General features: G+C 73.6%; 15 protein-coding genes. 9 read left to right on the top strand and 6 right to left on the bottom strand.

The genetic code is table 11. From position 1 onward, the window contains the following. The first annotated feature begins 65 nt into the window (after nt 1–65). The 3 genes from OG294_RS37335 to OG294_RS37325 all read left to right on the top strand — a co-directional run bounded on the left by OG294_RS37335 (nt 66) and on the right by OG294_RS37325 (nt 2,013). Complete coding sequence (locus OG294_RS37335; RefSeq protein ID WP_327071014.1) at nt 66–731, top strand: class I SAM-dependent methyltransferase; 666 nt, start codon at nt 66–68, stop codon at nt 729–731. A 60-nt stretch (nt 732–791) separates the two neighbouring features. Further along, nucleotides 792–1,322: a DinB family protein gene (locus OG294_RS37330; protein ID WP_327071013.1), complete on the top strand. Its 531-nt coding sequence runs from the start codon at nt 792–794 to the stop codon at nt 1,320–1,322. 127 nt (nt 1,323–1,449) lie between these two features. Next, complete coding sequence (locus OG294_RS37325) at nt 1,450–2,013, top strand: hypothetical protein (protein WP_327071012.1); 564 nt, start codon at nt 1,450–1,452, stop codon at nt 2,011–2,013. Here OG294_RS37325 and OG294_RS37320 read toward each other — a convergent pair. Then, the gene (locus tag OG294_RS37320; RefSeq protein ID WP_327071011.1) at nt 1,992–3,596 is read right to left on the bottom strand and encodes an MFS transporter; all 1,605 of its coding nucleotides are present in this window, start codon (nt 3,594–3,596) and stop codon (nt 1,992–1,994) included. The genes OG294_RS37325 and OG294_RS37320 overlap by 22 nt on opposite strands. Before the next feature lie 91 nt (nt 3,597–3,687). Between OG294_RS37320 and OG294_RS37315 the strand changes: the two genes are divergently transcribed. The 3 genes from OG294_RS37315 (at nt 3,688) to OG294_RS37305 (ending at nt 5,766) form a co-directional block, all read left to right on the top strand. Further along, the gene (locus OG294_RS37315) at nt 3,688–4,614 is read left to right on the top strand and encodes a LysR family transcriptional regulator (protein ID WP_327071010.1); all 927 of its coding nucleotides are present in this window, start codon (nt 3,688–3,690) and stop codon (nt 4,612–4,614) included. A gap of 65 nt (nt 4,615–4,679) precedes the next feature. Then, the gene (locus tag OG294_RS37310; RefSeq protein ID WP_327071009.1) at nt 4,680–5,003 is read left to right on the top strand and encodes a putative quinol monooxygenase; all 324 of its coding nucleotides are present in this window, start codon (nt 4,680–4,682) and stop codon (nt 5,001–5,003) included. A gap of 226 nt (nt 5,004–5,229) precedes the next feature. Continuing rightward, complete coding sequence (locus OG294_RS37305) at nt 5,230–5,766, top strand: hypothetical protein (protein ID WP_327071008.1); 537 nt, start codon at nt 5,230–5,232, stop codon at nt 5,764–5,766. 65 nt (nt 5,767–5,831) lie between these two features. Here the strand turns inward: OG294_RS37305 and OG294_RS37300 are convergent, their stop codons facing one another. Together OG294_RS37300 and OG294_RS37295 are read right to left on the bottom strand one after the other, a co-directional pair. After that, nucleotides 5,832–7,049, bottom strand: a complete 1,218-nt coding sequence (locus OG294_RS37300; protein ID WP_327071007.1) for an MFS transporter — start codon at nt 7,047–7,049, stop codon at nt 5,832–5,834. Nucleotides 7,050–7,189: 140 nt separating this feature from the next. Further along, on the bottom strand, nt 7,190–7,588 hold the full coding sequence (locus tag OG294_RS37295) for a hypothetical protein (RefSeq protein ID WP_327071006.1): 399 nt from the start codon (nt 7,586–7,588) through the stop codon (nt 7,190–7,192). Between the two features lie 150 nt (nt 7,589–7,738). On the opposite strand from OG294_RS37295, the gene OG294_RS37290 reads away from it, so the two are divergent. Further along, nucleotides 7,739–9,523, top strand: coding sequence for a serine/threonine-protein kinase (locus OG294_RS37290; RefSeq protein WP_327071005.1), 1,785 nt, complete (start codon nt 7,739–7,741; stop codon nt 9,521–9,523). A 7-nt stretch (nt 9,524–9,530) separates the two neighbouring features. Here OG294_RS37290 and OG294_RS37285 read toward each other — a convergent pair whose 3' ends face one another. Then, nucleotides 9,531–9,692: a hypothetical protein gene (locus OG294_RS37285; protein WP_327071004.1), complete on the bottom strand. Its 162-nt coding sequence runs from the start codon at nt 9,690–9,692 to the stop codon at nt 9,531–9,533. A 128-nt stretch (nt 9,693–9,820) separates the two neighbouring features. Here OG294_RS37285 and OG294_RS37280 point away from each other — a divergent pair, with 128 nt between their 5' ends. Beyond that, nucleotides 9,821–10,447, top strand: coding sequence for a glyoxalase (locus tag OG294_RS37280; RefSeq protein ID WP_327071003.1), 627 nt, complete (start codon nt 9,821–9,823; stop codon nt 10,445–10,447). Nucleotides 10,448–10,601: 154 nt separating this feature from the next. On the opposite strand, the gene OG294_RS37275 is transcribed toward OG294_RS37280, so the two are convergent. Further along, a complete protein-coding gene (locus tag OG294_RS37275) occupies nt 10,602–10,991 on the bottom strand; it encodes a lytic transglycosylase domain-containing protein (RefSeq protein WP_327064448.1) in 390 nt (129 codons plus the stop codon). 755 nt (nt 10,992–11,746) lie between these two features. Here OG294_RS37275 and OG294_RS37270 point away from each other — a divergent pair. Next, the gene (locus OG294_RS37270; protein ID WP_327071002.1) at nt 11,747–13,069 is read left to right on the top strand and encodes a ricin-type beta-trefoil lectin domain protein; all 1,323 of its coding nucleotides are present in this window, start codon (nt 11,747–11,749) and stop codon (nt 13,067–13,069) included. Between the two features lie 59 nt (nt 13,070–13,128). On the opposite strand, the gene OG294_RS37265 is transcribed toward OG294_RS37270, so the two are convergent. After that, nucleotides 13,129–13,995 carry a class I SAM-dependent methyltransferase gene (locus OG294_RS37265; protein WP_327071001.1) on the bottom strand — a complete coding sequence of 289 codons (867 nt, stop codon included), beginning with the start codon at nt 13,993–13,995 and terminating at the stop codon, nt 13,129–13,131. Between the last annotated feature and the right edge of the window lie 22 nt (nt 13,996–14,017).

Here is a 14,017-nt window from a genome sequence, read left to right as displayed (position 1 = left end):
CCGAAGCCGGCCCGCCCGCAACCCGCGGCCGGGCCGGCTTCGGCCGTGCACTACCGTGACCGCCCATGAGTACCGACGGCTGGCTGGCCGACACCCGGACGTCCTACGACACCGTCGCCGCCGGCTACACCGACCAGGTGCGCGACCTGCTCGACCGGACGCCTTACGAGCGCGCCGTCCTGACGCTCTTCGCCGAGTTGGTGGCGGCCACCGGCGGTGGGCCGGTCGCGGACGTGGGATGCGGGTCGGGGAGGATCACGGCGCATCTGCACGGGCTGGGCGTGGACGCGTTCGGGATCGACCTCTCGCCCGCGATGATCGAGCTGGCCCGCCGGGACCACCCGGGGCTGCGGTTCGAGGTCGGTTCCATGACGGATCTCGACCTGCCCGACGCCTCGGTGGCCGGCCTGGTCGCCTGGTACTCGCTGATCCACCTCCCCGACGAGGAGGTCGGCCCGGTCCTCGCCCACTTCCGGCGGGTGGTGCGCCCCGGCGGCCCCCTGCTGCTCGCCTTCCACGTCGGCGACGGATCACGACTGAAGACGCAGGGCTACGGCGGGCATCCGATGAAGGTCCACATCCATCTGCGCCGCCCCGGCCGGCTGGCCGAATGGCTCGAGGGTGCCGGTTTCGCGGTCGAGGCGCAGCTGACGCTCCGCTCGGCCGAGAGCCCGCTCGGCGGAATTCTCTTTGCCCGGTGTCCGACTGACGCCAATGAGGACAGGATCTGACCTCATTGGCCCCTAGCGTTGTCGTCAGCAAGGGAACGAGAACGACGGAAGGCTGGGACCATGAACGACGACACGTTGGCGACCACTGGCGAGCGGGCGGACCTGCTGGCGGTGCTGGCCAAGCACCGGCACTTCCTGCGGTTCACCACCCGTGACCTCACCGATGAGCAGGCGGGCCTGCGGACCACGGCCAGCGAGCTGTGTCTGGGTGGGCTGATCAAGCACGTCGCCTCGACCGAGCGGGGCTGGGCGGAGTTCATCGTGAAGGGCCCCTCGGCGATGGGCGACTTCAGTGCCATGACCGAGGAGGACTTCGCGAACTGGGGCGACGGCTTCCGGATGCTGCCGGGCGAGACGCTGGCCGGGGTGCTGGAGGAGTACGCCGAGGTGGCCCGCCGGACCGACGAGTTGGTGGCCTCGCTGCCCGACCTCGAGGTCACGCATCCGCTGCCGAAGGCTCCGTGGTTCGAGCCCGGCGCGCAGTGGTCGGCTCGGCGGGTGCTGCTGCACGTCATCGCCGAGACCGCGCAGCACGCCGGTCACGCGGACATCATCCGGGAGTCGCTGGACGGTGCCAAGAGCATGGGGTGACCGGTGCCGCCGGTTGCTCGGCGCGGGGGCGGTGGTCCGCCCCCGCGCCGAGCGACCGGGTGGGGCTGTGCTCGCGTCCGACGGGCTGTCATAGTCGGTCGGAACGAGGGGCAAGGGGGGCTCTGCGATGTCCAGGGGGAACGACGGGCGGACGGGGATCGGGACAGGTGTGCTGATCGTGGCCGCGTTGGCGGCGCTGATCGGGGTGCTGTTCCTGACCGACGACCACCCGGACGCGTCGGGCACCGGGCACGACCCGGTGGCGATCAACCTGCCGAAGACCGTCGAGCACCAGCGCGAACTGGGCTCGTCCAGCAACGTCCTGACCGATTCGGGCGACATGACGTCCGGGCTCACCTCCTCCGGTCTCTCCGCCTCCGGACTGACCGAGCTGAACCAGGGCGTCTACGGCGACTCCCCGGGCGCCGCCGGCAACTGGGCGGTGACGACGTCGCGCAACAGCGGCCAGGCGGGCCCCTGGCTCGCCGCCCATGCCCCGTCCGGCCAGGGCGTCGCCGTCACCCACCCGCGGCTGTCGATCGCCGGCGCCACGGCGTGCTACCAGCAGCGGGACGGCCGGAGCATGTGCACCTGGTACGACGAGAACTACTTCCTGATGGTCACCGGCCCCGCCGGCCCGCAGGCTCTCCAGCAGGTGCTGCTCCGGATCTACGACGGCAGCGAGGTCTGAGCAGCCGTCGACGGCTCAGCCGGGGACGGCGCGAGCGGGGCCGCCGACCGTGTCCGGGCGCTGGTGCGGGTGCGGTAGCCCACGGCGACGACGAGGCTGCCGGCCAGCACGGTCACCGCGACGGCGCGCAGGCCCAGGTCCATGCCGGCGGTGAAGCGGGCGACCTCCTGCGGCGTGCCGGGGACCCCGGTGGAGCGGGAGGCGAGCAGCGAGCCGACCACCGCGACGCCCAGCGCCGCGCCGACCTCGCGCGCGGCGGTGTTCAGTCCGGCACCCAGGCCCGCCTGGGCGGGCGGGAGTTCACCGACGACGGTGGCGGTGAGGGCGGGTGCGCACAGGCCCAGGCCGATCGACAGCAGGAGCAGCCAGGCGGCGTAGACCGGGTAGGCGGTGTGCGCGTCGCAGGTGGAGACCAGCAGCAGCCCGGCGCCGATGAGCGCCAGCCCACCGGCCGCCAGCGGACCCGGGCCGCGGTTCGGGGCGATGCGCGCGACGAGCCTGGGGACGAGGATCATGCCCAGGGTGACGGGCGCCACGGCCACCCCGGTCAGCGCCGGCGAGTAGCCCTTGGCGTACTGCAGGAACTGCGCGTTGACGAAGAACAGCGCGAACAGCCCGAAGAAGCTCAGCCCGGTGCCCAGCACCGCCGCGCGCAGCCGGGCGGAGCGGAAGAGCCGGGGGTCGAACAGCGGCTGCGCCGCACGCCAGGCGTGGCCCGTGAAGCAGGCCGCCAGCAGGGCCGCGACCGCGAAGGCGCCCAGCACCCGCGGGGAGGTCCAGCCCTGGTGCGGTCCCTCGACGATCGCGTCGACCAGGACGAGCACGGCCGCGGTGAGCAGCACCGAACCCACCGGGTCCACCACGGCCTTCGGGTTGCGGGCCGTCTGCGGCACCCGGACGGTGACGAGACGGCCCAGCAGCACGGCGAGCACCGGCATGACCGCGAACAGCGCGCGCCAGCCGAGGAACTGGCCGGCCAGACCGCCCGCCAGGTTCCCCGCCAGGCCGCCGAGCCCGACCGACAGCGTCCAGGCGGCCAGTGCCCGGCCGCGCTCGGCCGGCCCGGACAGCTGCACGACCAGCGACAGCGTGGCGGGCATCAGCAGGGCCGCTCCGGCCCCGCAGACCGCCCGGCCGGCGATCAGCCAGTCCATGCCGGGCGCAGCCGCGCTCGCTCCGGTGCCCAGGCCGAAGAGCAGCAGCCCCGCCAGCAGCGCGCGCTTGCGCCCGTACCGGTCGCCGAGGGCGCCGGCCGGGATCAGCAGGCCGGCGAAGACGACCACGTACGCGTCGACCGCCCACAGGAGCTGGCCCGGCGTCGGATGCAGGGCGCCGGCGGCGAGTCGGGGGATCAGCAGGTTCACCGCCGCGACCATGCTCTGCGCCAGCGCCACGCAGGCGCAGAGCACCAGGAGCAGCGAGCGGGGCAGGGCCGGTGCGGCAGCGGCTGCTTGTGCGGGTACGGCAGCGGGTGCTTGTGCGGCTGCGGCAGCGGGTGCTTGTGCGGCTGCGGCAGGCGGGGTCGGCGGGGTCGGGCCGGGCGGAGCGGAGTGGACGGGGCGCGGCGGGGCAGGGCGAGGCACGGTGGCTCCCGGGAGCAGGGTGATGGTGGGGTCGGGAACACCGTAGAGTCGTCCGGGACCTGTCGACCAGTGCAACTTTTGCAAGGAGACATTGCGTGTGACGCAATCCAACCTGGACCTCAATCTGCTGCTCGCGCTGGACGTCCTGATCGAGGAGTCCAGCGTCCGCGGCGCCGCCGCCCGGCTGCACCTGTCCGAACCGGCCATGAGCCGCACGCTGGGCCGGATCCGCGCCGCGCTCGGCGACCCGGTCCTGGTGCGGGCCGGGCGCGGGATGGTCCCGACCCCGGGCGCCCTGGCCATCCACGCCGACGTGCGCGAACTGGTGGAACGCGCCCGCGCGCTGTTCCTGTCCACCGGGCACACCGACGTGCGCACCGCCCTGCGGACCTTCACCGCGATCGCCTACGACGGGCTGCCCGCGATGCTGCTCCCCGCGCTGCTCGCCCGGGTCCGCGCCGAGGCGCCCGGGGTGCGGCTGCGCTTCCTGACCGAGGGCCACCAGGACGACCCCGTGCTGCGCGAGGGGGTGGCGGACCTCGAAATCGGCGTCATCGACAACCAGTTGCCCGAGGTGCGGGTCGAACACCTCTACGACGAGCGGATGGTCGGCGTCGTCCGCGCGGGGCACCCGCTGCTGGCGGCGACCGTGACACCCGAACGGTTCGCCGCCGCCGAGCACCTGATCGTCTCCCGCCGCGCCCGGATGCAGGGGCCCGTCGACCGGGCCCTGCGCGATCTCGGCCTCACCCGAACCGTGTGCGCGACGGTCGGATCGCTCAGCTCCTCGCTGTTCGTCCTGCGCGAGACCGATCTGGTGGGCCTGATCCCGGGCCAGAACCGGGCCCTGGCCCAGGCGCTGGACCTGACCACCTTCCCTCTGCCGCTGCCACTGCCGCCGCTGCCCTTCGGCATGGCCTGGCACCCCCGCCACGATGCCGACACCACCCACCGCTGGCTGCGCACCGCCGTCCGGGAGCTGCTGCTCGACCGGTTCGAGGACCCGGGGCCTGCCTGACAAGCCCGCGACCCTCCCCCGCGCTGATCCGACGCGATCCTCCGGACACGTCGTAAACTCGCTGAATGATCTTCATCGTCGTGAAATTCCCGGTCAAGCCGGAGTACACCGACTCCTGGCTCTCCCATGTCGAGGCCTTCACCCGGGCGACCCGCGCCGAGCCCGGCAACCTGTGGTTCGAGTGGTCGCGCAGCGCGGAGGAGCCCGACACCTACGTGCTGGTCGAGGCGTTCCAGGACGGCGCGGGCGAGGCCCACGTCAACTCGGACCACTTCCGGGCCGGGCTGGAGACCATGCGCCCGCTGGTCCAGCGGGCGCCGCAGATCGTCAGCACCGTCATCGAGGGTGCCACCGGCTGGAGCAGGATGGGCGAGCTCGGGATCGACTGAGGCACCGTCCGGAGCTCCTGCTGAATCGCTGGTTCCGCTCGGGACCGAAGGGTGGAGGCGAAGGGGCAGAAGCGCGGAGGATTCGGAATCGAAATCCGCCAATGATCCCCATCATTCCGTCGCATTCGCGCCAACCTCCCCGCCACGACCGCCGGTCCGGGCCGGGGACCCCATGCTGGGGTCCCCGGCCAGCAGGCCGCCCCGGCCCGGCATCAAGGAGGCACCCGTGTCCGTGTCCCGCCCGAAAACCCGCACCCTGCTGTCCCTGGCGGCCACCGCCGCCCTCGGCCTCGGCGGGATGATCGGCACCGCCGGCACCGCCACAGCCGCCGCCACCGCCGGCGGGACCAGCACGACGGTCACCCTCCCCGCCGGGGTCACCACGGCGCAGGTGTCGAGCGGTGCGGCGCACGCCACCATCACCAGGACGCCGCAGACCGCGCAGACCAACCTGACCTGCACGCTGACCTCCAGCACCCCCATCCACACCAGCAGCATCGTCTACGGCTCGGCGAGCATCTCCTGCACCGCCCCCGTGGCCCAGCTGACCATGACCGCCAGCCTCTACAAGAACGGCGCGCTGCTCATCACCGGCGACCTGATGGAGACCTGGTCGGCCAAGATGCTCTCGGCGAACGCCTACACCGCCTACGCCCCGGGGAAGTACCAGACCGGTTCCCAGGGAACGGTCACCTACCCCAGCGGCTACAACCCGCCCACCGGCGGTTGGGGCACCACCTACAGCCCCACGGCGACCCTGTGACCCGCTGAGCCGCCGAGCCGCTGCCGGCCCCGGTGCCACCGGGCGTGCGGCGGGTGGCACCGGGGTCAGGCTGCGCCCCGGCCCTCCCGCGGCAGGCTCGCGAGGACGCCGAGGACCAGCACCGCCACCGCGCCGGCGAAGACCGCCCCGGCCGTGCGCAGCCCGGTGACCGTGATCAGCACGCCCACACCGATCGCGGGCAGCGCCAGCATCGCGTAGAGCACGGCGAAGAGCGCCGAGAACGCCTGGCCGCGGACCCGGGCGGCGACCCGGCCGGTGATCAGCGCGATGCCGTCGCCGAGTGCCAGGCCGGTGGCCAGGCCGACGGTCACCGCCGCGGCGATCAGCGGGGCCAGGGCCGCGGTCAGCATCGCGGTGGCGATCAGCGCCGCGGCGACCAGCAGGCCCAGGCAGGCGGCGGGCAGCACCGGCCGGGGCGTCAGCACCCGGGCCAGCAGCTGGCCGAGACCGGTGCAGACGAAGGCGATCGAGACGGTGGCCCCGGAGAGCACCGGGGTGCTCAGCTTCAGCACCTCGCCGAAGAAGAGGCCGGTGGTCGCGGTGAGGACGCCCAGGACCGCGAACCCCGCGCCCGCGCCCAGCGCGCAGCGCAGGAAGGGCCCGCGGACCTCGGCGGGAACCCTGGGCAGCGAGAGCGCCAGCAGGCGGCCGTCCGGGCGTCGGATCACGGTCTCCGGCACGCCCGCCAGCGACAGCAGGGCCACCAGGACGAGGACGGCGTCGACGATCCACACCAGCCGCAGCGGGTTGCCCGCCCACTGGGCCAGCGCCCCGGCGAGCAGCGGTCCGCCGGCCAGGCCGCCCATGTTCGCGGCCAGGGCGATCCGGCCGGCCCGCACCTGCCGCTCAGGGGGCGCGAGTTCGGTCAGATGGGCGGTCGCCGCCCCGGTCACCAGAGCGGCGGACAGGCCCGAGAGCACCCGTCCGAACAGGAGCAGCCCCAGACCGTCCGCGGCCAGGAAGACCCCCGCGGCGGCGCCGGCCAGCAGCAGCGCGGCGGCGGTCACCGGGCGGCGGCCCAGGCGGTCGGAGAGGGAGCCGAAGCAGAGCAGCCCGGCCACCACGCCCAGCGCGTAGACCGCGAAGGCGACCGTGACCATCAGTGAGGAGAAGTGGAAGGCCGCCTCGTAGCGCGGGTAGAGCGGGGTGGGGATGGTGGTGCCCATCATGGTGACCCAGAAGGCGGCGGCGACGATCGCGGTGGCCGCGCCGGACCGGGCGTGGCGGCTGCGAGCGGCGCTGGGGTCGTCGGTCGTGGTCATCGGTTCTCCGGCGGAGGGTGCCGAGCGGGGGCGAAGGGCCGTGGGCCGGCCCGCCTTTGCGGTGTCCGGGCCCGCCGACGGCACGCTCGGATCGAGCCTACCGGCGCCCGGCCCGCGCAGCCCCTCCAGCGGCGGACGGCTCACTGCGGGGGCGGGCTGTCCCAGGAGTAGGAGTCGGGCCGGTTGTGGGTGCCGCCGGAGTTCTGGTTGTGGATGGTGGCGTCGGCGGTGTACGAGGTCCTGTCGTCGAAGACGACCAGGCAGCGCAGGTGCGCCGTCTCCTCGCGGGCGGTGTCGTGGACGTGCGGGGTGCACGACACCGAGGCGACCGGCCGGTGGTCCTGGGTGGTGATGTGGGACTTCATCGCGTTCTGCAGGGCCACGTAGGCGTCGGTGTTCGGCCCGCAGCCGGCCGCCGCGCACGCCACGGCGGCGGCCACCGCCAGGGCCCGCGCTCCCCGCAGCCGCAGCCGTATCCGTATCCGCATCCGCATCCGCATCCGGGCCCGGGAACGCCCGGGCAGCGGGTCTACTCGCACCGGCGAACTCCTGATCACTGGTCGAAAGGCCCCGATGCTAGCCGAAACGGCTGAAGCCGCCGGCCCGGCCCCAGGTCGCGGTGGGCTGCGGGCCGGTGGCGGGCGGCTGGCTATCATGACGGCCGGAGCGAGCAGGGACGGGGATTCGTGGTGGCATCGGTTCAGGGCGACGCGGCCGGCGCGGAGGCGCACGAGGGACTGCTCGTCGGCGGTCGGTACCGGTTGGTGCGCCGGCTGGGGGCGGGCGGCTTCGGCCGGGTGTGGCAGGCCGCCGACGAGGCGCTCGGCGTCGAGGTCGCGGTCAAGGAGGTCTGGCTCGCACCGGCGATGACCCAGGCCGAGCGCGGCGAGCGCCTGGAGCGCGCGCAGCGCGAGGCCCGCAGCGCCGCCCGGCTGCGCGATCACCCCAACGTCGTCGCGGTCCACGACGTCCTGGTCGAGAACGGCGCGCCGTGGATCGTGATGCAGCTGATCCAGGGCCGGTCACTGGCCGACCTGCTGCGCGAGGTCGAGTCGCTCCCGCCGGAGCAGGTCGCCCGGATCGGCCGGGCCATGCTCGCGGCGCTGGGCGCCGCCCACGCGGCGGGCGTGGTGCACCGCGACGTGAAGCCGGCCAACATCATGCTGACCGACGACGGCCGCGTCCTGCTCACCGACTTCGGCATCGCGCAGCAGGCCGAGGACACCGCGCTCACCGCGACCGGCGCCATCATCGGCTCCGTGGAGTACATGGCGCCCGAGCGGATCCAGGGTCAGGACAACGGTGCCGCCGGCGACCTGTTCTCCCTCGGCGTCGCGCTCTACCAGGCGGCCGAGGGCCTGTCGCCGTTCCGCCGGACCACTCCGACCGCCGGGCTGCTCGCGGTGATCTGCGACCCGGCCCCGCCACCGCGCCGCGCAGCGGGCCTCGCGCCGCTGATCGAGGGCCTGCTGGCGAAGGACCCGGCCCAGCGGCTCACCGTCACCGGGGCCACCGCGCTGCTCGACGCGGCCGACCAGGGCGCGGGCCAGGGCGCGAGTCCGAGCGCGGGTCCGAGCGCGAGTCCGGGCCAGGGCGCGAGTCCGGTGGCGGCACCCGCCCGGGAGCTCCCTGCACCGGCGGCGCAGGCTCCGACTCCCATACCCGCCATGCCGGTTGCACCACCGGCCGCACCGTTCGCGGCACCGGTCACCGTACCGGTCACTTCGCCGGTCAAGCGCCGCGCCTCGCGCGGGGCGATCGCGGCGGCCGTCGGTGCCGGGGTCCTGGTCTGCGGGGTGGTCACCGCCCTGGTCGTCCGGGGTGCCACCGGCGAGGTGCCCGGCGGCTCGGTCCTCGGCCTGGGCGGCTCGTCGCTGAAGTCGAAGCTGCTGCAGGCCGGTGACCTGCCGACCGGATTCCAGAGCGACTGGGGCGCCGGCGACATGGGCTATCTGCGTCCCGTCGGCGGCAGTTGGCCCTCGGCCTGCGACGCCAGGAACCAGGAGGCCCGCTGGGACCGCACCTCCGACAACACCGTCGAGTACACCGCCGTGGCCGGCGGCGCCTCCCCGGCGGCCTCCGGCGGCGGCTCGTACGGCGAGTCGGTGCAGAAGGTCTCCGCCGACCAGGCCGCCGAGTACGTCCAGGCCGCCAAGGAGGTGTCCGACTGCCCCGCCTACACCGTCGACCTGGCGGACTCCGGCGGCGCGAAGCAGCGGTGCACGGTGACCACGACGGCGCTGCAGGCGCCCACGATCGCCGGGGCCACCGGGGAGGTGGTCGCCCGCCGCGAGACCTACAGCTGCGCGGACGCCGCCGACGCCACCTCCTACGCACCGGTCGTCCTGGAGAAGCTCACCACCAGTCGCGACGACTACCTGGTCGAGTTCTTCCTGCAGCCCAGCGAGAACGGTGCGGACGGCGCGCTGGACCCGCAGCCGATGCTGGACAAGGCGCTGGCCAAGCTGTCCTGACGCCGGGTCAGCCGATCACGGCGATCCCGACGAGCGCGAGGGCGAACGACACCACGCAGAGGCTCCGCTGCCGGCGGTCCCAACGCGCCCACCCGCCCCGGCCCCTGCTCGCCGCGGCGACCCCGGCCAGGCCGGCGGTGAAGATCGCGAACCCCACCACGAAGCGCACTGTGCTCCTCCTCCCCCGAGCAGCCGAGCGCTCCCCCTGAGCGCCGGTGTCCCGAATCGTAGCGGCGGCGCCGGACCGGTCAGGAATCGAGAAGCACCGGTCGTGGGCCCGCAACTAGCGTGAAGGACATGACTTCCATCGAATACCTCACCCTCGACGTGGCCGACACCGCGGCCGCGCACGACTTCTACACCGACGCCTTCGGACTGGCGGGCCAGGTGCGCCTACGGGAGTCGCAGGAGGCCACGACGGGCTTCCGCGGGTTCACGCTCTCGCTCACGGCGGCCCAGCCCTCCGACGTCAACGCCCTCGTCGACGCCGCCCTCGCCGCCGGTGCCGCACCGCTGAAGCCCGTCACGAAGTCGCTCTGGGGCTACGGCGGCGTCGTCCGGGCCCCGGACGGGGCGATCTGGAAGGTCGCGACCTCGGCGAAGAAGGACACCGGCCCGGCCACCCGGCGGTTCGACCAGCTGGTGCTGCTGCTGGGGGTCGCGGACGTGGCCGCCAGCAAGCAGTTCTACGTGGCGCACGGGCTGACCGTGGCGAAGAGCTTCGGCCGGATGTACGTGGAGTTCGCGGGCGGGTCGAGCCCGGTGAAGCTGGGCCTGTACCGGCACCGTGCCCTGGCCAAGGATGCCGGTGTCTCCCCCGAGGGCACCGGCTCGCACCGGCTCGCGATCGGCGGCACGGCCGGCCCCTTCACCGACCCGGACGGCTTCGCCTGGCAGGCCGCCTCGCCTGTCCTCGCCTCGTGAGGCACCACGGGTGCGACAAGGCGCACGCCGAAGGGCCCCAGTGCGCGGCATCCCCGCACCCCGCACGCCGAAGGGACCCGGTGCGCGGGATGCGCGCACCGGGTCCCTCGGGGGTGGCCCCGCCGGACACGTCCGGGGGCCGCTGATCGGGTGATCAGTAGTTGTGGTGGACCTGCCAGTAGGCCCAGGCCTGGTTCGGGCTGCCGTAGCGGCTGTTCATGTAGTCGTACGTCCACTTGATCTGGGTGGAGGCGTTGGTCTGCCAGTCGGCGCCGGCGGAGGCCATCTTGTTGCCCGGCAGGGCCTGGCCCAGGCCGTAGGCGCCCGAGGACGGGTTGGTGGCGGTGACGTTCCAGCCGCTCTCGTGGGAGACGATCTGGTCGAAGGAGGCCAGCTGGTCGGCGGGGACGATGCTGGCGGCGATCTGCTGCGGGGTGGCGGCAGAGGCGGCGGTGGGGGCCACGGCGGCGCCGATGGCGACGATGCCGGCGGCGGAGGCGAGAAGGGCGGCGGACTTGCGCATGCGGGTGGAGATCACGGGCATGTGGAGTTCGACCTCACATCAGTTGGGCGCCTTGCCCAGGAGGGTCCGCAGGCTCGACGACGCGGCCTTGCGGTCATGGGTTCGGCACCGGGGCGGTCTCGCTGTGGAGAGACCACCGTTCGGGAGCTGCGGCGGTGGACGGGCCTCCGCCGCATCTGGCGACTTCGCCATTGTTAGCGGGGTCGGGGGCGCGATCCAAGGGGTGCCGATACGACGGTGCGTCGTAGCCGGCGGTGGCCACGGATGCCGTCCGAGCCGCTCCGCTACCCCTGCCTCCAGGGCTCAAACCTCGTCCTCAACGGCCCGACGACCTGCGCGACCACCGCGCTGACCTGCACAGACTCCGATCGACTGGTCCGCGGCCGAAATCCGTCGCGCCGCCGGCCCGCGCGGCGGGGAGCGTCGTGCGCCGAAGCCGCGGACGCGCTACTAGGAAGGGTCGTAGTCCTCGGGGCCGCGTGAGGACCATCACGGGACGGCAGGCCCCACGAGCGCTTTTCGTCACCGATGGTGACCGCCGGTCCCAGGCCGCGTTCAGGTCCTGATGCCAGGGATTGACTACCCAGCGTCTTGACGCGTTGACAGGTACAGGAGTTGAATACGGCGCAGTTCAGTCCGTGTTGGTATGACTCCACTGCTCCGCATGCGCGGGACCGGGCCCCCACCTTGTCCGCCGTTCCCGCGCCCCTCCTGCCTGGGAGCCGCAGATGAGCCACGAACTGCCGCGTCGGCGCACCTTCCGACGCGTTCGCTTCTTGACCCGTTCCCGAAGCCACCGAACAGAGCGCACCAAGGGCCACGCCGGCCGCAGGCTGGCGGTGCTCGCCACCCTGAGCCTGCTGCTGGCGCTCGTCGCCCGGGCGCCCGAGGCCGGCGCGGTGCCGGTACCCGCCCCGCCGGCGGGGTGGACGACCGTGTTCAGCGACGACTTCTCCGGCGCGGCCGGCGCGCCGCCCTCCGCGGCGAACTGGACCTACGACACCGGACCGGGCTCGAACTTCGGCACCGGTGAGATCGAGACCATGACCGACTCGACCGCCAACGTCCACCTCGACGGCAACGGCCACCTCGACATCACCGCCCTGAACAACGGCGGCAGCTGGACCTCGGGCCGGATCCGCACGCCCGGCGCCGTCGTCGGCGCACCGGCCGGCGGCAAGCTGGAGGTCACGGCATCGATCATGCAGCCGAACCCGGGCAGCGGACTCGGGTACTGGCCCGCGTTCTGGATGCTGGGCCCCGGGCAGTGGCCCGAGAACGGCGAGATCGACATCATGGAGGACGTCAACGCCCTCTCGCAGGTCGCCGGCACCATCCACTGCGGCACCGCCCCGGGCGGGGTCTGCAACGAGAACAACGGCATCGGCAGCGGCCTGCGCGCCTGTCCGGGCTGCCAGAACGACTACCACACGTACGCGATGATCCTGGACCGCACCAACACGGCCGCGGAGTCGATCACCTGGTACCTCGACGGCACCGCCTACTTCAGCGTGTCCGAGAGCCAGGTCGGCACCGCCACCTGGCAGCAGGCCTTCGACCACAACCTGTCCATCATCTTCGACCTGGCGATGGGGGGCGGCTTCCCCAACGGCGTCTGCGGCTGCACCACGCCGACCGCCGCCACCACCTCCGGGGCGACGATGAGCATCGCCTCCGTCGCGGCCTACACCACCACCGGCGGTGGCGGGGGCGGCGGTTCGGCGATCACCGGCTACGGCGGCCTGTGCCTGGACGACCGCTCGGCGTCGACCGCCGACTACAACCCCGTACAGGTCTACACCTGCAACGGAACCGCCGCCCAGCAGTGGACGGTCGTCCAGGCCGGCAGCACCCTGCACGTCCTGGGCAAGTGCCTGGACGTGGACGCCGCCGGCACCGCCAACGGCACCCTGGTCGACCTCTACGACTGCAATAACACCGGTTCGCAGGTGTGGATACCGCAGTCCGACGGCTCGCTGTACAACCCGCAGTCCAACAAGTGCCTGGACGACACCGGCTGGTCCACCACGCCGGGCACCCAGACCGAGATCTGGGACTGCACCGGCGGCGCCAACCAGAAGTGGAACCTGCCGAGCTGAGCGCGGTCCGCTCCCCCGGGGCAGGCCGGTCGGTGACCCCGACCGGCCTGCCCGTCGGCTCAGCCAGCCGGTGACGGCTGCGCCGGGTCCCGCCACCAGAGGTGCACCTCGGTGCCGGGCTGCCGCTCGGAGAAGCGGCCCGCGGCGGAGGCCTGCCGCAGCAGCGCGCGCAGGTCCGCCTCGAAGCCGTCGCGCTCGGCGCCGAACAGGTGCGGGGTCGAGGCCGACATCGAGAACACCCCCGCGACCACGTCGTCGCAGTCGCGCTCCAGCGGTTGCCCGCCGGGGACGACCAGGCGCCGCGGACCGGCGAACCCCGCGCGGGCGAACACCGCCGCCTCGCCCCCGGGCGTCCCGTGCGGCAGCACCCCTTGGCCGGCCCGCCGCTGCGGGCCCAGGTAGCGCCGGACCAGCTCGTCGATCGCCGCACGGGGCACCGCCGGGTGCGGCAGGCCCGCGACGTCCCGGACCTCCCCCTTGAGGTCCGATACGTGCACCAGCGCCCCGCCCGACCGCAGCATGCTCCGCACGGCCGTCGCCACCCGGTCCTGGTCCATCCAGTGGAAGGACTGCCCGAAGACCGCGACGCAGAAGGTGCCGAGCGCCGGTCCGGCGGGCAGCTCCTCGGCCCGGGCCCGGACCCAGCGCGCCTTGCCCGCCAGCGCCTCCTCGGCGGCCACCCGCCCGGCCTCGGCGATCATCCCGCCGTCCGGGTCCACCCCGACGACCTCGTCGAACAGGTGCGCCAGCGCCAGGGCGAGGGTGCCCGGACCGCATCCCACGTCCAGCAGGCGCCCGCGCCCGTCGAGCCGCAGCGCACCGGCGAGCGCGTCCGCCAGCCCGGGGGCGTAGGGCAGCCTCCCCCGCCGGTAGTAGGCGGCCGAACCCGCGAACAGCGTCTCGTCCCACTCCCAGCCGTCGACCACGCCCTGTCCCCTCTGTCTGTTG

Origin of the sequence: Kitasatospora sp. NBC_01302 (assembly GCF_035976515.1) — a bacterium.
In the GTDB taxonomy this organism is placed as follows: Bacteria; Actinomycetota; Actinomycetes; order Streptomycetales; family Streptomycetaceae; genus Kitasatospora.
This window is presented reverse-complemented; position numbering and strand designations above follow the sequence as displayed.